At 72.5% G+C, this 17,773-nt stretch carries 12 protein-coding genes and 1 tRNA gene; 11 read left to right on the top strand and 2 right to left on the bottom strand.

Annotation, left to right across the window (positions count from 1 at the left end; translation table 11 throughout):
• The first annotated feature begins 34 nt into the window (after positions 1-34).
• Genes AC1DXT_RS01520 through AC1DXT_RS01505 form a run of 4 tightly spaced genes read left to right on the top strand, consistent with a single transcriptional unit; the run spans position 35 to position 4,422 of the window.
• Entirely contained in the window at positions 35-616 is a 582-nt protein-coding gene (locus AC1DXT_RS01520; protein ID WP_477060791.1) for a 2-oxoacid:acceptor oxidoreductase family protein, read from the top strand.
• Entirely contained in the window at positions 600-1,805 is a 1,206-nt protein-coding gene (locus tag AC1DXT_RS01515; RefSeq protein WP_477059613.1) for a hypothetical protein, read from the top strand. The genes AC1DXT_RS01520 and AC1DXT_RS01515 overlap by 17 nt, the downstream gene beginning before the upstream one ends.
• Positions 1,802-2,803 (top strand): thiamine pyrophosphate-dependent enzyme, encoded by a 1,002-nt coding sequence (locus AC1DXT_RS01510; RefSeq protein WP_477059612.1) that lies wholly within the window; start codon positions 1,802-1,804, stop codon positions 2,801-2,803. Before AC1DXT_RS01515 ends, AC1DXT_RS01510 begins: the two co-directional genes overlap by 4 nt.
• A complete protein-coding gene (locus tag AC1DXT_RS01505) occupies positions 2,800-4,422 on the top strand; it encodes an NAD(P)-binding protein (protein WP_477059611.1) in 1,623 nt (540 codons plus the stop codon). The genes AC1DXT_RS01510 and AC1DXT_RS01505 overlap by 4 nt, the downstream gene beginning before the upstream one ends.
• A gap of 7 nt (positions 4,423-4,429) precedes the next feature.
• Here the strand turns inward: AC1DXT_RS01505 and AC1DXT_RS01500 are convergent, their stop codons facing one another.
• Positions 4,430-8,614: a S8 family serine peptidase gene (locus AC1DXT_RS01500; protein ID WP_477059610.1), complete on the bottom strand. Its 4,185-nt coding sequence runs from the start codon at positions 8,612-8,614 to the stop codon at positions 4,430-4,432.
• Positions 8,615-8,792: 178 nt separating this feature from the next.
• Positions 8,793-8,875, bottom strand: a tRNA-Leu gene (locus tag AC1DXT_RS01495).
• Between the two features lie 182 nt (positions 8,876-9,057).
• Here AC1DXT_RS01495 and AC1DXT_RS01490 point away from each other — a divergent pair.
• Genes AC1DXT_RS01490 through pknB form a run of 7 tightly spaced genes read left to right on the top strand, consistent with a single transcriptional unit; the run spans position 9,058 to position 17,762 of the window.
• Positions 9,058-9,768 (top strand): FhaA domain-containing protein, encoded by a 711-nt coding sequence (locus tag AC1DXT_RS01490; RefSeq protein WP_056086159.1) that lies wholly within the window; start codon positions 9,058-9,060, stop codon positions 9,766-9,768.
• Positions 9,769-9,777: 9 nt separating this feature from the next.
• Positions 9,778-10,299, top strand: a complete 522-nt coding sequence (locus AC1DXT_RS01485; protein ID WP_477059609.1) for an FHA domain-containing protein FhaB/FipA — start codon at positions 9,778-9,780, stop codon at positions 10,297-10,299.
• A 4-nt stretch (positions 10,300-10,303) separates the two neighbouring features.
• On the top strand, positions 10,304-11,626 hold the full coding sequence (locus tag AC1DXT_RS01480) for a PP2C family protein-serine/threonine phosphatase (RefSeq protein ID WP_477059608.1): 1,323 nt from the start codon (positions 10,304-10,306) through the stop codon (positions 11,624-11,626).
• Between the two features lie 10 nt (positions 11,627-11,636).
• Positions 11,637-13,073 (top strand): FtsW/RodA/SpoVE family cell cycle protein, encoded by a 1,437-nt coding sequence (locus AC1DXT_RS01475; protein WP_477059607.1) that lies wholly within the window; start codon positions 11,637-11,639, stop codon positions 13,071-13,073.
• A complete protein-coding gene (locus AC1DXT_RS01470; RefSeq protein WP_477059606.1) occupies positions 13,070-14,521 on the top strand; it encodes a peptidoglycan D,D-transpeptidase FtsI family protein in 1,452 nt (483 codons plus the stop codon). Before AC1DXT_RS01475 ends, AC1DXT_RS01470 begins: the two co-directional genes overlap by 4 nt.
• On the top strand, positions 14,518-15,771 hold the full coding sequence (locus AC1DXT_RS01465) for a serine/threonine-protein kinase (protein WP_477059605.1): 1,254 nt from the start codon (positions 14,518-14,520) through the stop codon (positions 15,769-15,771). The genes AC1DXT_RS01470 and AC1DXT_RS01465 overlap by 4 nt, the downstream gene beginning before the upstream one ends.
• Positions 15,771-17,762 carry a Stk1 family PASTA domain-containing Ser/Thr kinase gene (gene pknB / locus AC1DXT_RS01460; protein ID WP_477059604.1) on the top strand — a complete coding sequence of 664 codons (1,992 nt, stop codon included), beginning with the start codon at positions 15,771-15,773 and terminating at the stop codon, positions 17,760-17,762. Before AC1DXT_RS01465 ends, pknB begins: the two co-directional genes overlap by 1 nt.
• Positions 17,763-17,773: the final 11 nt, after the last annotated feature.

The raw sequence follows: 17,773 nt of genomic DNA, 5'->3' as shown, positions 1-17,773 counted from the left end.
TTCCCTGAAGCAAGGCGAAGGGCCGGTGACCGGCATGTTCCAGGTGCGCATCCACGGACGGGGCGGGCAGGGCGTGGTCACGGCCGCCGAGCTCCTCTCGGTGGCCGCGTTCCGCGCAGGCCGGCACGCGCAGGCGTTCCCCAGCTTCGGCTCCGAGCGCACGGGCGCCCCCGTCGTGTCCTTCTGCCGCATCGCGGACGGTCCGATCCGGTCGCACGACCCGGTGGCCGCACCGGACGCGCTGATCATCCAGGACGTGTCGCTGCTGGGACGGGTCGACGTGCTCGCCGGGATGGTGGCCGACGGGTACGTGCTGCTCAACACCGTGCGGACGCCCGCCGAGCTGGGGCTCGGGTCGGCGGCCGCGGCCTTGCCACCGGGCCACGTCGTGACCGTCCCCGCGTCGGAGCTGGCGATGGAGCACGTCGGCCGGCCCGTGCCCAACGTCCCCCTGCTCGGCGCGTTCGCGGCGCTGACGGGGGTGATCACCCTCGACGGGGTCGTCGCGGCCCTCGAGGAGCGCTTCCCCGGACCGCTCGCCCGGTCCAACTCGGCGGCTGCCGAGGCCGCGTACCGGCTCGTCGTCGAGGAGGCCGCTCATGCTCCGGCAGGTTGAGGGATCGCGAGCCGTGGCGGCTGCCGTCGCCGCGTGCCGGCCGCAGGTGATCTGCGCCTACCCGATCTCGCCGCAGACCCACATCGTCGAGGAGCTCAGCCGCTTGGTGAAGGCCGGCGAGCTGGCCGGGTGCGAGTACGTGAACGTCGAGTCGGAGTTCGCCGCCATGTCCGGCGCGATCGGTGCCAGCGCCGTCGGCGCGCGGTCCTACACCGCGACCTCCAGCCAGGGCCTGCTCTACATGGTCGAGGCGGTGTACAACGCGTCCGGCATGGGCATGCCGATCGTGATGACCGTGGCCAACCGGGCCATCGGGGCGCCCATCAACATCTGGAACGACCACGGCGACACGATGTCCCAGCGCGACTCCGGCTGGATCCAGCTGTACGCGTCGAGCAACCAGGAGGCCGCGGACCTGCACCCGCAGGCGTTCGCGATCGCCGAGGAGCTGTCCGTACCGGTCATGGTGTGCATGGACGGGTTCGTCCTCACGCATGCCACGGAGGGGATCGACGTGCTCGACGCGGCGGGCGTCGACGCGTTCCTGCCGCCGTTCGAACCTCGCCAGGTCCTCGATCCCGACGAGCCGGTGTCGATCGGGTCGATGGTGGGCCCGGACGCGTTCACCGAGGTGCGCTACCTGGCTCACCTGCGCCAGCTCGAGGCGCTCGAGGTCATCCCGCGCGTCGCGGCGGAGTTCGCCGCACGGTTCGGCCGGGACTCTGGCGGTCTGCTGCGGCCCTACCGGACCGACGGTGCCGAGACCGTCGTCGTCGCACTGGGGTCGGTGTTCGGCACCCTGCAGGACGTGGTCGACGCCGAGCGCGACGAGGGCGTCAGCGTCGGGCTGCTCGGGGTCACCTCGTTCCGGCCGTTCCCGTACGCGGCCCTGGCGGCCGCGCTGGCGGGGGCACGGCGCGTGGTCGTGATCGAGCGGGCGCTCGCCGTCGGGGCGGGCGGGATCGTCTCCGGCGACGTCCGCCTCGCGCTGGCCGGGACAGGGATCGGCCAGAGCACGGTGATCGCGGGGCTGGGCGGACGGCCCGTCACGACGACGTCGCTGCGCGAGCTGCTCGGCCGCGCGGTCCGCGACGAGCTCCCGGAGCTCACGTTCCTCGACCTCGACACCGCGGTCGTCGACCGCGAGCTCGCGCGGCTCCACCCGAGCCTGAGGGAGGTGCGGTCATGAGCGCCACGCCGGTGAAGTTCTACCAGGTCGGCAGCTTCGCGGTCGGGAACCGGCTGCTCGACCCCGAGCTGCGCAGCGCGCAGTCCGAGCAGGGTCGCGCCAACTCGCTGACGTCCGGTCACCGCGCCTGCCAGGGGTGCGGCGAGGCGCTCGGCGCGCGCTACGTGCTGGACGCCGCCATGCGCGCGGCGGGAGGCCGGATGGTCACGGTCAACGCGACGGGCTGCCTCGAGGTCTTCTCGACGCCCTTCCCCGAGACGTCCTGGCGCGTGGCGTGGCTGCACTCGCTGTTCGGCAACGCACCGGCGGTCGCCACCGGCGTCGCGGCCGGGCTGCGTGCCCTCGGCAAGCCGGACGTGCGCGTCGTCGCACAGGGCGGCGACGGGGCGACGGTCGACATCGGCTTCGCGTGCCTGTCCGGGATGTTCGAGCGCAACGACGACGTGCTCGCCGTCTGCTACGACAACGGCGGCTACATGAACACCGGGGTGCAGCGCTCGGGTGCCACGCCGCCCGCCGCCCGCACCATGACCACGCAGACCGTCGGCGAGCACCCCGGCAACGTGTTCGGCCAGGGCAAGGACGTGCCGCGCATCGCGATGGCGCACGAGATCCCGTACGTCGCGACGGCCACCGTCGCCGACCTGCGCGACCTCGAGGCGAAGGTCGAGAAGGCCATGGGGATGCGCGGCGCGCGCTACCTGCACGTGCTGGTCCCGTGCCCGCTCGGCTGGGCGTCGGCGGCGAAGGACACCGTGCGGATCGCGCGGCTGGCCACCGAGAGCGGCTACTTCCCGGTGTTCGAGGCCGAGCGCGGCGAGGTGACGTCGGTGCGCCCGATCCGGCACCGCGTCCCCGTCGAGGAGTACCTCGCGCTGCAGGGCCGGTACGCCCACCTGTTCTCGCCGGTCCGGCGCGACGACGTGATCGACCGCCTGCAGGCGATCGCGGACCGGAACATCGCGCGGTACGGGTTGCTGGAGGAGGTGCAGTCATGACCAAGCCGTTCGCCATCACGCTCGACGTCGGCTCGAGCCTGGCCAACCACACGGGTGCCTGGCGCCAGGAGCGACCGGTGTACGTGGACCTCACGCCGCCGTGCGCGCACGCCTGCCCCGCCATGGAGGACCCGCAGAAGTGGCTCTACGCCGCCGAGGACGGCTCGTACGAGCAGGCCTGGCGCACGCTCGTCGAGGCCAACCCGTTCCCCGCGATCATGGGACGTGTCTGCTACCACCCGTGCGAGACGGTCTGCAACCGCAGCTTCCTCGACGAGGCGGTCGGCATCAACGCCGTCGAGCGCTTCCTCGGCGACCACGCCATCGAGCAGGGCTGGGCGCTTGCCGTCCCCACGGTGACGACCGGTCACCGCGTGCTGGTGGTCGGCGCCGGCCCCACCGGGCTGTCGGCCGCCTACCAGCTGCGGCGGCTCGGCCACGAGGTCACCGTCCGCGACTCCTCGCCGAAGCCCGGCGGGATGATGCGGTACGGCATCCCCGCGTACCGGCTGCCGCGCGACGTGCTCGACGCGGAGATCGCCCGCATCGTCGACCTGGGGATCACCCTCGAGCTGGGTCGTCGGGTGGACGACGTGCTGGCCGCCCTGGCCGAGGGGTTCGACGCCGTGTTCCTCGCGGTCGGCGCGCAGATCGGCAAGCGCGCGTACGTGCCCGCCGGGGAGGCGGCGCGGATCGTCGACGCGGTCTCGATGCTGCACGACGTCGCGCAGGGCGAGCCGCCGCTGCTCGGCCGCCGGGTGGTCGTCTACGGCGGCGGGAACACCGCGGTCGACGCCGCGCGGACCGCGAAGCGCCTCGGTGCGACCGACTCGATCATCGTCTACCGGCGCACCCGCGACCGGATGCCCGCGCACGACTCGGAGATGGCCGAGGCGCTCGAGGAGGGCGTCGTCGTGAAGTGGCTGTCCACGGTCGCGCACGCGGACGCCGGGCACCTCCGGGTCGAACGCATGGAGCTCGACGAGAGCGGCTTCCCCCAGCCGACCGGTGAGTTCGAGGACCTCGAGGCCGACTCCCTCGTCCTCGCGCTCGGCCAGGAGAGCGACCTGTCGCTCGTCGACGACGTCCCGGACGTCGCGCTCAGCGACGGGTCGGTCCAGGTGGACTCGTCCTTCATGACGGGTCACCCCGGCATCTTCGCGGGCGGCGACGTGGTGCCCGCCCAGCGGACGGTGACCGTCGGCGTCGGGCACGGAGCCCGGGCCGCTCGCGCGATCGACGCCTGGCTGCGCCGGGTTCCGGCGGTGGAGCCGACCGAGGCCCCGCTGGCGGAGTACGCCTCCCTGAACACCTGGTACTACGCCGACGCCCCGCACGCGGTCCGGCCGCGCCTCGAGGCGGCCCGGCGCACCTCCGGGTTCGAGGAGGTCGTCCAGGGACTCGATGCCGAGACCGCCGCCTACGAAGCACGCCGCTGCATGTCCTGCGGCAACTGCTTCGAGTGCGACAACTGCTACGGCGTCTGCCCCGACAACGCGGTGATCAAGCTCGGCCCCGGCAAGCGGTTCGAGATCGACTACGACTACTGCAAGGGCTGCGGGATCTGCGTGGCCGAGTGCCCGTCCGGGTCGATCCTGATGGTCCCCGAGCCGCGGTAGAGGCTCGTCACCGCCAGGTGCGGAAGTACCCCCCGACGTCCACGACCAGGTCGGTCACCGCGGAGTGGCTGTAGAACGAGACACCACCGCCCTGACCGATCCGGGAGATCACCATGTTCGGGTCGTCCCGGCCCGGGATGAGGTTGAGGTTCGAGATGCTCGGCGCCGGCCCCGGACCGGCCGGGAACACCCGGATCACCGTCAGGTAGCTCGGCCGCGCACCGGTCACGTTGAACACGGCCGCGGTCGCGTCCGACGGGATGCCCCGCACGCCCGCGACAGCCAGGGTGCGGGTCTGCTCGGGATACATCCGCCCGCCCGGCAGGCCCAGCCCGGTCCGGGTGTCCGCGAGCCGGACCGGGTCCATCGCGGTGAACCCGTTGTCCCCGGTCGGCGAGTAGTAGCCCGCGATGTCGGCCACGAGCATGACGTCGGAGGCGTGCGAGTAGAACCTGACCTTGCCGCCCCAGCCGACCTTCACCGTCACCAGGTTCGGCTGGTCGCGCCCCGGCATCAGGTTGAGGTTGGACACCGACGGCAGGTAGTCCCCGTAGAACGGCTCCGGGCTCGGGAACACCCGCACGACCGTGCGGCCCGGCGGGTTCGCCCCCGTGACGTTCAGGACCACCGCGGTCGCGTCCGCGGGGACACCGTTGCGGCCCGCCACCTGCAGGTCCACCCACCGGCCGGGGTGCAGGACCCCCTTGGGGCCACCCGCCTCGCCGGTGCGCAGGTCCATCACACGCTTCGGCTCCATCGGCACGTACGCGGTCGCACCACCGGCGCTGTAGTAGCCGGACAGGTCGACCACCACGTGCGTGGTCGTCCAGACGGTCGAGATGCGTACCCGCTGGCCCGCCCCGAGCTTGACCGTGACCAGGTTCGGCTGGTCCACGCCCGTCGCGACGTTGAGGTTCGAGATGTCCGGCTCGGGTGTGCCGGCGCTCGCGGGTGCGGGGAAGACCCGGAGGAACCCGGGTCCCTGCGGCGACGCGGCCGTGACGTTGAGGACGACCGAGGTCGTGCCCTTCGGCAGGTCGCTGAAGTCGAGCTCGACCGGGGATCCGGGACGCACGGCACCCTTGGTGGTCTCGCGTGTGTCGAGCACCCGGTACGGCTCCACGGGCGTGAACCGCTCACCCGCGGCACCCACCGTGAACCAGCTGCGCGCCACCTCGGTCATCGTCGCCCCGGCCGCGTCACGCAGGCCGGTCACGACGACCTCGTAGTGGCCGCCGGTCTCCAGGTCCGCCCTCGGCACGAGGGACACCGCACCCGTGGCGACGTCGGTGGACCGGTCCGCGGGGACGTCCTCGCCTTCGCGGTCGACCAGCCGCACGGACTCGGCCGTCACCCCCGCCGGGTCGAGCTGGCGCTTGCTCGTCACCGTCACCGTCGGCCGCGCGCCGACCCCGGACGCCTCGTCCTGCGGCGTCACGCCCCAGACCCAGGCCTGGTCACCCGGCGGGTCGTCCACATCGATCTGCGGCAGCACCGCCAGGTTGGAGTACCCGTCGCTCGCGAGGACGTCCGTCCGCGCGTCACCGGCTCCGTCGAACGGCAGGGCCCAGCCCGTGGTCGAGGTCCCCCAGGGGTGCGTGACGTACTGCTTGGCCCCGAACGAACCGTCCGCGTGCTGGATGGCCACGTAGGTGTTCCACACCAGGTCGAGGCGGCCGTCGCCGTCGACGTCTCCGAACGACGGGCTCAGCATCTCGACGGAGGTCGAACGAAGACCGCTCTGCGGGGCCGAGAGGATGCCGCCCGCGACGCCGTACACCACGGTCGTCGTCGCCAGGGTGCTGTTGGTGCTGATGAGGTCGGGCGCGCCGTCCGCATCCAGGTCGGCCACCTGGGCCTCCGTCGGACCCGCCAGCGCCGACACGTCGGGACCCGGTGCGAACGTGCCGTCGGCGTTCTGGAGCAGCGTCTTGCCCCGCCCGAGGAGCACGTCCGGCCCGCGAGCACCGTCGAGCTGGACCACCGCGACCGAACCCGGTGCCGTCGACGTGACCTGCTCCTTCAGGTAGGAGCCGGCCTGCGACCGCAGGAGGACGAGACCGCCCTGCGAGCCGACGAGGACGTCCACGTCGCCGTCGGCGTCGAGGTCCGCAGCCGCGACGCGTGCCGCCTCGCCCAGCCCGGTCGCCAGGACGACGGGCTGCGCCCACGCCCCGCCCGCCGCACTGAACGCCGAGACCTGGGACTCCCCTGCGGCGACGACCTCCGGAACCGTGTCCCCGTCGAGATCGACGACGACGAGCGTCGGGGGCCAGAACCCCGTCGGCACCGGGGCGTACGACGAGGCTGCGAACGTCCCGTCGGCGCGGCCGACGTTGAGCACGAGCTGGCCTACGCGCCCGAGACCGCCCGGACCCGGCGTAGAACGTCCCGTGACCAGGTCGGCGACGCCGTCCCCGGTGACGTCAGCGAGCGTCGGCCGCGTGTATCCCAGGAAGCCGACACTGGTCGCCTGTCCGCTGCCGAACCGCACCGCGTCCGCCGCGCGCTGCACTCCCGACGGCCGGACGACGACGATCGACTCCGGGTACGTGGGACCCCACGACGTGCTCTGGCGCGTCCCGTTCGGGGCCCACACCTTGACGTACACCCGCCCGCCGGCCGTGCGGAACCGTGAGCTCAAGGTCCCGAACTGCGTGAGCTGGTGGCCGTCGCTGTCGAACACGAGACCCCGCATCGGCCCGTCGACCATGTAGGCCTCGTAGTCGATGCCTGCCTGCAGGCCGTTGATGACCAGCCAGTCCACGTCCGCCTCTGCGCGCAACGACACCGCGTGCGCACCGAGGGCGACGATCGTCGCGTCCATGGCGAAGTCGTCGCTCGGCCCGTCGTCCCCGATCCGGTCCAGGGGGACCGCGGGCACCTGCCCGAGGGCCGCGCCGGCGTCGAGGATGCCGGCGCCGTAGAAGGGGTCGACCCCGCGAGGACCCGCGTCTCGCGCGGTCGCCTTCAGCCGGGCCGCGACCTGCTCCGCCGTCCAGCCGGGGTTGCGCTGGACCAGGAGCGCGGCCGCGCCGCTGACGAGCGGTGCTGCGAGCGAGGTCCCGGTGGCGGACACGTACACGTAGGAGCCCGCGGCCGACGGGCCGAGGATCTCCCGACCCGGTGCGGCGATCGACACCGCGTCGTTGTGGGACGAGGCCCCGGTCGAGGTGTACTGGTCCGTCTCGGTGATCCGGCCGCTGTCCTCGACCGAGGACACCGAGAGCACACCGGGGATCTCGGCTGCGTACGCCGCCGGGTACTGGAGCACCTCGTCGCCCGTGTTCCCTGCCGCGATCACGACGACGGAGCCGCGGGCGACAGCCGTGACGAGAGCGGCGCGAAGGATCGGGGACGGCGACTCGCCGCCGAGCGACAGGTTGATGACGTCGGCGCCGTTGGACGACGCGAAGTCGATGCCGGCCGCGACGCTCGAGTCCGTGCCCACACCGGAGTCGTCGAGCACCCGCACCGGCATGAGCGACGCGCGGTATGCGGCGCCGACGATCCCGGCGCCGTCGGCGGCACCCACGGCCACGCCGGCGACGAGCGTGCCGTGCCAGCCCGAGCCGGTCGGGTCGGCGTCGCCGCTGATCGCGTCCCATCCCGGCTTCACCCGGCCGGCCAGCTCGTTGTGCGAGGTGAGCACCGCCGAGTCCAGGACCGCCACCGTCACGCCGGTGCCGTCCGCGGTCTCCCACGCCGAGGGCAAGGTGGTGAGCTCGAGGTACGGCCACTGCTCGCCGACGTAGTCGTCGCCGCCCCAGACCTCGACACCGCTGGCCGTGCGGACGTGGTCGACCTGCACCTCGGCCACCCGCGGGTCGTCCGCGAGGTCGTCCGCGACCGCCGCGGCCCCCCCGGCCGGGGTGTCGACCGCGACGAAGCCGGTCCGACCCACGGTGCCGTCCACGCTGGAGTCGACGGCCGCGAGCGCCGAGCGGCGGGCCGAGTCCTCGGTCCCGGCGCGGAACTTGACGAGGACGCGATCCGGCGCGGCGGGCGCGGCGGGTGCGGCCGGGATCGTGTCCAGACCGAGCTCGGTGCGGTCGCGCGGCTCGTCCAGCGAGGGCACGACAGGCTCTGCCTGCGCGGGTCCCGCCAGGGCGAGCACCAAGGACGCCACGACGACGGACCCGATGCCCGTCTGCGTCAGTGCTCGGTGCGTGCGTCGTCGCAGGGAGATCATCAGAGTCCTCGCTCGTGCTTCCGGCTGCCCGCCGGCGGGCGCCAGACCGGCGCCGTCGATGCGTGAATCATCGGGCATCGAGATGCCCGGCCAAACCGCGCATTCGGGTGAACCGCCCATCGGGCGCCGAACACGGCAGCAGCCCGGACCTGGAAGGTCCGGGCTGCCGCTCAACGTGTGCGCGAGGGGGGATTTGAACCCCCACGCCCTTTCGGACACTGGCACCTGAAGCCAGCGCGTCTGCCGTTCCGCCACTCGCGCGCGCCGCAGAACATTAGCACGATCGCGACCTCCCTCCGACCAGGCCGAGAGGCCCCGGCAGGCTCGCCGCGCGCACATCACCCCTCATCCGGCCCCGTACCGGTGGGGCACGGATACGATCAAGGCGGGTTGCGGGTGCTGTACCTGCACGCAGAGGCGCACGAGGGACGAGGGAGGTGGCTGTGGGCATCCTCGACAGGTTCGAGAACGGCGTCGAGCGCGTCGTCAACAACGCCATCGCCAAGGCCTTCAAGAGCGAGCTGAAGCCGCTCGACCTCTCCAGCGCGCTGCGCCGCGAGGTGGACGACCGGGCCGCCGTCGTGGGACGCGACCGGACCGTCGTGCCCAACGAGTTCACGATCGAGCTCGCGACTGCCGACTACGACCAGGTGGAGTCGTGGGGTGCGGAGGCGTTGGCGGACGAGTTCGCCAACAACGTCACCGACTACGCCGCGAGCCAGCGGTACGCGTTCGTCGGGCCGGTGACCGTGTCGTTCAGCGAGGACAGCGAGCTCGAGGCCGCGCGATTCCGCGTGCACAGCGCGACGGTGCGCGGTGCGGTCGCCCCGGCGTCGGCGACGTCAGCACCGAGCGCGCGTCACCCGCTGGTGGACATCGACGGTCAGCGCTACATCCTCACCGGCCCGGTGACGGTCATCGGGCGCGGCTCGGAGGCGGACATCATCGTCGACGACCCGGGCGTCTCGCGTCGCCACCTCGAGATCCGTGTGACGTCCGACGGCGTGGTCGCAACCGACATGGGCTCCACCAACGGACTGTTCGTCGAGGGCCACCAGGTTCCGGCCGCGACCCTGCTGGACGGCAACACGCTGACCATCGGCCGTACCCGGATCCTGTTCTGGACCGGTGGCGAGCCGGACCCGGACGAGTGACGCCGGCGCATGAGTGAACTGACGATCACCCTGCTGCGGCTGGGTTACCTGGCCCTGCTCTGGGTGCTCGTGCTCTTCGCCATCGGGGTGCTGCGCCGCGACCTGTACGGGACGCGCATCACCGACCGTCGTCGTCGCAAGGCTCCCGTCGTGGCAGCCGGTGCGGCCGCGGTCGCCACCGAGCCCGCCAAGCCCGAGACCGCGCCGACGCGCACCCCCCGCTCGGCCCGCAGCGGCGCCGGCCCGTCGCGCCTCGTGGTCACCGAGGGTCCGCTGCGCGGCACGATCGTCCCGCTGGGGACGTCGGCGGTGCTCATCGGACGGGCGCCCAGCTGCACGCTCGTCCTGGACGACGACTACTCGTCGTCGCGGCACGCACGGATCTTCCCGCAGGGTGGCCAGTGGTTCGTCGAGGACCTCGGATCGACGAACGGGACATTCGTGGCGGACCAGCGCGTCGAGGCTCCGACCCCCGTCCCGACGGGTACACCCGTGCGCGTGGGCCAGAGCGTTCTCGAGCTGCAGAGGTAACCCGGTGACCGTCGCACTCAGGTATGCGGCGCGGTCCGACGTCGGACTCGTGCGCTCCAACAACCAGGACTCGGCCTATGCCGGTCCGCACCTGCTCATGGTCGCCGACGGCATGGGCGGCCACGCCGGGGGCGATGTCGCCTCGTCGGTGGCCGTCGCCGCGTTCGCGCCGCTCGACGGGGAGTCGCACGGCCCCGACGACGCCCTGGACGAGCTGGAGACGGCGCTGGCCAACGCCCGCGACGAGATCATCGCCCGCAGCGACGCCGACCCTGACCTCGGCGGCATGGGGACGACCGTGCTCGCCATCCTGCGCGCCGGCAACAAGCTCGCGATGGTGCACCTCGGCGACTCGCGCGGCTACCTCATGCGCGACGGCGTCCTCACGCAGGTCACCACCGACCACACGTTCGTGCAGCACCTGGTGGACATCGGCCGGATCACGCCGGAGGAGGCCGAGCACCACCCGCAGCGCTCGGTCGTCATGCGCGTGCTGGGCGACTTCGACCCCGAGGTGACCCCGGACCTGTCCGTCCGCGAGGCCCGCCCGGGCGACCGCTGGCTCCTGTGCTCCGACGGCCTGTCCGGCTTCGTGAGCGCGGAGACCATCGAGGAGACGATGGCGACGATCGACGACGTCGACGCGTGCGCGGACCGGCTGGTCCAGCTGGCGCTGCGCGCGGGCGGCGGCGACAACATCACCGTGGTCCTGGCGGACGTCATCGAGCTGGACGCCGTCGCGGACGGCGCCGGTCCGACGACGAACGCCACCGTGGTCGGCGCCGCCGCGCTGACCCGCAACGCCCCGACGGCCGCCGCCGACGGTCCGGCGGCGCGCGCGGCAGGCCTCACCCGGGCGCCCCAGGCGGGGGACGACGCCGGGGAGGAGTCGGTCGAGCCGCCGACCCCGGACGACCACGACGACGAGCAGCCGACGCCTCCGCGGCGCTGGCGCTCGGTCGTCGCGTGGGTGGTCGTCGCCGTGGTCGTCCTCGGTGGTGCCGCGATCGCCTACGGCTGGACGCAGACGCAGTACTACGTGGGCGTCGACGACCAGGAGGTCGTGATCTTCCGCGGGCTCCCGCAGAACCTCGGACCCGTCCCGCTGTCGTCCGTGGTGGAGCGGACCGGTACCTCCTTGGAGGACCTCGCGTCGGGCTACCTGCGTGCCCGCGTCGAGCAGACCATCCACGCCGAGTCCCTGGACGACGCGCGCGAGCTCGTCGCCATGCTCGAGGAAGACACCGTCGGCACTGTCCCACCGAAGTCGTCGCCTTCGTCGACCCCGTCCCCGTCCGTCTCCGTCACCCCGACGGCCGCACCGTGAGCCGCGCGTGATGGCTACGGTCCAGCCGCACCGCGTGCGGGCCGGCCGGGATGTCGAGCTCGGCCTCCTGCTGCTCGCGCTCGCCATCGGCGTCGCCGCGTACGCGCTCGTCGGCATCGGCACCACCGACAAGGTCCCGCCGGACGTCATCGGCTACGGGGTCGGCATGGCCGCGCTGGCCATCGGCATCCACCTGGTGCTGCGGTGGCGCGCGCCGTTCGCCGACCCGGTGATCCTGCCGATCACCGTGGCACTCAACGGCATCGGGCTCGCGATGATCTACCGGATCGACTTCGCGTATACCGCGCGAGGCCGCGAGGACGCGTTCGCGCAGCGCCAGCTGGTGTGGACGGCGATCTCCGTGGTGCTCGCCGCCGCGGTGATCATCCTGCTGCGCGACCACCGGACCCTGCGGCGGTACACGTACACCGCCATGCTCGCCGGTCTCGTGCTCGTCATGCTGCCCCTGATCCCCGGCCTGGGCGTGCTGATCAACGGTGCGCGCATCTGGGTGCGCGTCGGTGGGGTCGGCTTCCAGCCCGCGGAGTTCGCCAAGATCGCGTTCGCCATCTTCTTCGCGGGGTACCTGGTCACCCATCGCGACACGTTGGCGCTCGCCGGGCCCAAGGTGCTCGGCCTGCAGCTGCCGCGACCGCGGGACCTCGGACCGATCCTCATCGTCTGGGGCGCGTCGGTCGCCGTCCTCGTGCTCGAGCGTGACCTCGGCACCTCGCTGCTCTTCTTCGGCCTCTTCGTCGCGATGCTCTACCTCGCCACGGAACGGCTGAGCTGGGTGGTCATCGGCCTCCTGCTGTTCGTCGTCGGCGCGGTCCTGGCCGCAGGCGCGTTCTCGCACGTGGGAGCGCGGTTCGACGCCTGGCTGCACGCCTTCGACCCCGCCGTGTTCGACCAGAGCCCGGGCGGGTCCGGGCAGCTGGTGCGCGGGCTGTTCGGCATGGCCAGCGGCGGTCTGTTCGGCACCGGGTGGGGTCAGGGGCGCCCCGACCTCGTGCCGTTCGCGGAGTCGGACTTCATCGTCGCGTCCCTCGGGGAGGAGCTCGGGCTCACCGGGCTGCTCGCCATCCTGCTCTTCTACGCGATCCTCGCCGAGCGCGGCATGCGCACCGCGATCGGGGTGCGCGACGGGTTCGGCAAGCTGCTCGCGGGCGGTCTGGCGTTCATCGTCGCGCTGCAGACGTTCGTCGTGGTCGGTGGCGTCACGCGGATCATCCCGCTGACCGGCCTGACCACCCCGTTCATCGCCTACGGCGGCTCGTCCCTGGTGGCCAACTGGGTGATCGTGGCCCTGCTGCTGCGGATCTCCGACGAGGCCCGGCGCCCGGCACCGTCCATGAAGCCGTCGCTCACGCCGATCGCGGGTACTCCGGTCGTCGGCGGCAGCAATGAGGATGATCAGCCGACCGAGATCATGCGGGGGGTGCGGTGAACACTCCCCTGCGCCGCCTCGCGACGGTTGTCCTCGTCATGTTCGTCGCGCTCATGGCCAGCGCCACCTGGGTGCAGTACTTCCAGGCCGAGCGGCTCAACAACGACAGCCGGAACGTCCGCACGCTCTACCGGGAGTTCGGCAACGCGCGCGGACCGATCGTGGTGGCCGGCGACGCCATCGCCCTGTCGACGCCGGTCGAGGACTCCTACGGCTACCAGCGCTCCTACACGGCCGGGGAGCTGTACTCGACGATGACCGGCTTCTACTCCGTGGTGAACGGCCGGACCGAGCTGGAGCGGGCGGCGAACGACGACCTGACCGGCCGCGGCGACCGGCTGTTCTTCTCGCGGATCCGGGACCTGCTGACGGGGAGCCAGCCCGAGGGCGCCGCCGTCGAGACCACCCTGCTGCCCGCAGCGCAGCAGGCCGCGCTCGAGGGACTGGCGGGCCAGCAGGGGGCGGTCGTCGCGATCGAGCCGTCCACCGGCAAGATCCTCGCGCTCGTCTCGACGCCCGGGTTCGACCCCAACGCGCTCGCCTCCCACGACATCGCGGCCGCCGGGGCCGCGTACCAGCAGCTGGCCTCGGCGGAGGGCAACCCGCTGCGCAGCAACGCCACGCAGGAGCGGTACCCGCCCGGCTCGACGTTCAAGCTGGTCACCGCGGCGGCGGCGCTGGAGAGCGGTCAGTACACGCCGCAGAGCACCCTCCCCGCGCCGGTCGAGCTCACGCTCCCGCAGACCACGGCGACCATCGGCAACTTCGGCGGTGGCGGCTGCGGCAGCGACCCGATCACGCTCGCGGACGCGCTGCGCATCTCCTGCAACACCGCGTTCGGACAGCTGGGCCTGAACGTCGGCGCCGACGCGCTGCGCACCCAGGCGGAGCGGTTCGGCTTCAACGACCCGAACCTCACGATCCCGATGAAGGTCGTCGAGAGCGTGTTCCCCGACGAGATGAACGCGCCGATCACCGCCCAGTCGGCCATCGGCCAGCGGGACGTCCAGGCCACCCCGCTGCAGATGGCGATGGTGTCGGCGGCGATCGCGAACGGCGGTCGGCTGATGACGCCGTACGTGGTGCAGACGGTGCGGTCGGCGGACCTGCACCGGGTGTCTGAGACGGAGCCGGAGCTGTACTCGACGGCGATGTCGCCCGGCACGGCCGCGTCGCTGCGGGACATGATGGTCGGCGTCGTCGACAGCGGGTCGGGCACGGCCGCCAAGATCCCGGGCGTGCAGGTGGCCGGCAAGACCGGTACCGCGCAGACCGCCGACGGGCAGGCTCCGCACGCCTGGTTCACGGCGTTCGCCCCGGCCGACGCCCCGCGCGTCGCGGTCGCGGTGCTCGTCGAGCACGGCGGGAACGCCGGCAACGAGGCCACCGGCGGACGCGTCGCGGCGCCCATCGCGAAGGCCGTCATCGAGGCGGTGCTGGGCTCGTGAAGACGGCATCGGGTCTCCTGCTCGGCGAGCGCTACCGGCTGGTCCGGCAGATCGCCGTCGGCGGCATGGGCGAGGTGTGGGAGGGGTACGACGACGCCCTCGCCCGCCCGGTCGCCGTCAAGGTGCTGCGCTCGGAGTTCGCCGGCGACCGCGGGTTCCTCGAGCGGTTCCGCACCGAGGCGCGCAACTCGGCGTCGCTGTCGCACCCGAACATCGCGCAGCTGTTCGACTACGGCGAGCAGGAGGGTTCGGGCTTCCTCGTCATGGAGCTCGTCGTCGGCGAACCCCTGTCCGACCTGCTCGAGCGCGAGCCCGTGCTGCCCACCCGCCGACTGCTGCCGATCCTGGCCCAGACCGCCCGCGCGCTGCACGCCGCGCACCTCGCCGGGGTCGTGCACCGGGACGTGAAGCCCGGCAACATCCTGCTGGGCCGTGGCGGCCGCGTGAAGATCACCGACTTCGGCGTCTCGCTGGCGCGCAACCAGGTGAACATGACCGCGACCGGCATGGTCATGGGGACCGCGCAGTACCTCTCGCCCGAGCAGGCCGTCGGCAAGCCCGCGACGCCCCTGTCCGACCTGTACTCGCTGGGGATCATCGCGTACGAGGCGCTCGTCGGGCACCGGCCCTTCACCGGGCCGACGGCGGTCGACATCGCCGTTGCCCACGTGAACAACCCGGTCCCGCCGCTGCCGTCCAGCGTCGACAAGCAGCTCGCCGCGCTGGTCATCCGGCTGCTGTCCAAGGAGCCCACCGCGCGACCCGCCTCGGGCGAGGAGCTCGCTCAGCTGCTGGACAAGATGGTGCCGCGCACGCCGCCGTCGGGCATCCCCGTGCTGGTCAGCAAGCACCAGCGCACCCCGGACACGTTCGCGACCGCGGTCGCGTCGGGGGGCGCCTCCGCGGAGGTACCTCCGCCCTCCTACCCGCCGCGCCGCACCCGGCGGGCCGACGAGCCCACCGGACGCGCCGCAGCCCGGCGGGCGTCGACGACCACCGGGGTCCGCCTGGGCCGGACGGGCCGGCTGTCCTGGCCGCTGCTCGCGCTGGTCCTGCTGCTCATCGGCCTGCTCGGGGCCGCCCTGGCAACACGGTTCACCAATGCGGACGGGCCTCCTGGCGACCAGACCAGGCCGTCGGCATCGGTCGCCCACTACCCTCGTGGCGACACCCTCGATGGGATGATCACGGAGAACGGGTCCGGCGCGCTCACAGCGGGCCCGGCATCGACGGAAGCAAAGGACGCCTAGTGGTGGACGACGGATCCCGCATCCTCGCCGGACGGTACGAGGTCGGCGAGCTCATCGGCCGAGGTGGCATGGCCGAGGTACACATCGGGCACGACACCCGGCTCGGTCGCACCGTGGCCATCAAGATCCTGCGCTCCGACCTGGCACGCGACCCCTCGTTCCAGAACCGGTTCCGCCGCGAGGCCCAGTCCGCGGCCGCGCTGAACCACCCAGCCATCGTCTCCGTCTACGACACCGGCGAGGACGTGTTCACCGAGCCCACGGGCGTCGTCGCGCACGTGCCGTTCATCGTCATGGAGTACGTCGAGGGCCACACGGTCCGCGACATCCTGCGGGACGGCCACGCGGTGCCCATCGAGGAGGCCGTGGAGATCACGGCCGGCGTGCTGTCCGCGCTCGAGTACTCGCACCACGCGGGCATCGTGCACCGGGACATCAAGCCCGCGAACGTCATGCTCACCCCGACGGGCGCGGTCAAGGTGATGGACTTCGGCATCGCCCGCGCCATGGCCGACTCGGCCGCGACGATGACGCAGACGCAGGCGGTCATCGGCACCGCGCAGTACCTGTCGCCCGAGCAGGCGCGCGGCGAGACCGTCGACGCCCGCTCCGACCTGTACTCCACCGGCTGCCTGCTCTTCGAGCTGCTCACCGGCCGGCCCCCGTTCGTCGGCGACTCGCCCGTGGCCGTGGCCTACCAGCACGTGCGCGAGGCCGCCCCGGTCCCCTCGACGTTCGCGTCGGACGTGCCGGACACGCTGGACCGCATCACGCTCAAGGCGCTGGCCAAGGAGCGCGACTCCCGCTACTCGAGCGCCGCCGAGTTCCGCTCCGACCTCGAGGCCGCCGTCCGCGGCGGTGCCGTGGGCGCGCCTGCTGTCGGTGCGCTCGCCGCCGCCGCGCTGGTCGCGACCCCCGCCACCGAGGCTACGCAGGTCATGGCCCCGCCCGTCGCCACGACGCAGGCCATGCCTCCGGCCACCTCGCCGTGGGCGTCCACCGGTGCCGCGGTCGCCACGGCCGGCCCGCCCGAGGAGGACGAGGGGAACAAGCGACCGTGGCTGCTTCCCCTGCTCATCGGGATCGCCGTCCTTGCCGTCGCGGGCATCGTGGCGCTGCTCATCGCCAACGCGAACAAGAGCAACGCCCCGGAGCCGATCCTCGTGCCGTCCGTCGTCGGGATGACCGCGGCAGAGGCCGAAGCGGCGATCACGGACGCCAACCTGATCTTCGTGCGGGCGCAGGAAGCCTCCGACACCGTCGAGGCCGAGCACGCGATCAGGACGGACCCTGAGGAGGGCACCGAGGTCAAGGCCGAGGACCCGATCACCGTCTACATCTCCACCGGACCCGCCAGCCTCGCCGTCCCCGACGTGTCCGGCCGGACCGAGCAGGAGGCGACCGACATCCTCACGGGCCTGGGCCTCGTCGTGTCCGCCAACCGTCAGGACGACGACAACCCCGCCTTCCCGCAGGGCCAGGTGACCAAGACCGAGCCCGCGTCGGGCACGTCCGTCAGCGCGGGTTCGTCCGTGACGCTCTTCGTCTCCACCGGCAACGTGCTCGTTCCTGACGTGGCCGGCAAGACGAAGGCCGAGGCGACGCAGATCCTCAACGACGCCAAGCTGCAGGTCAACACGTCACCGGTGGAGTCCGGCACCCAGGCGCCCGACACGGTCGTCTCGCAGGACGTCCCGGCCGGGACGCCGGTCAAGCAGGGTCGCGTGATCAACCTGCAGATCGCCATCGCGCCCACCACGGCGACCATTCCCCAGGGGCTCCCCGGCCAGACCTACGACCAGGTCGTCGCGGCGCTGCAGGCGGTCGGCCTGACCAACTTCAACCGCATCGAGGACCAGTCCGACCGGCCCGCGAACGAGGTGCTCCGGACCGACCCCACCGCGGGCGACGAGGTCCCGCTGGACCAGCAGATCGACATCCACGTCTCGAAGGGGCAGGGCAACGACCCGGCCCCGACCCAGACGCCCTAGGTGGCATGACG

This window comes from Cellulomonas sp. P1_G12_2, from assembly GCF_056405535.1.
This window is presented reverse-complemented; position numbering and strand designations above follow the sequence as displayed.

Coding starts and splice junctions, on each gene's coding strand:
- AC1DXT_RS01485 (WP_477059609.1), top strand. CDS start 9,778: ATGAGTGAACTGACGATCACCCTGCTGCGGCTGGGTTACCTGGCCCTG.
- AC1DXT_RS01520 (WP_477060791.1), top strand. CDS start 35: ATGTTCCAGGTGCGCATCCACGGACGGGGCGGGCAGGGCGTGGTCACG.
- AC1DXT_RS01510 (WP_477059612.1), top strand. CDS start 1,802: ATGAGCGCCACGCCGGTGAAGTTCTACCAGGTCGGCAGCTTCGCGGTC.
- AC1DXT_RS01500 (WP_477059610.1), bottom strand. CDS start 8,614: ATGATCTCCCTGCGACGACGCACGCACCGAGCACTGACGCAGACGGGC.
- AC1DXT_RS01505 (WP_477059611.1), top strand. CDS start 2,800: ATGACCAAGCCGTTCGCCATCACGCTCGACGTCGGCTCGAGCCTGGCC.
- AC1DXT_RS01515 (WP_477059613.1), top strand. CDS start 600: ATGCTCCGGCAGGTTGAGGGATCGCGAGCCGTGGCGGCTGCCGTCGCC.
- AC1DXT_RS01475 (WP_477059607.1), top strand. CDS start 11,637: ATGGCTACGGTCCAGCCGCACCGCGTGCGGGCCGGCCGGGATGTCGAG.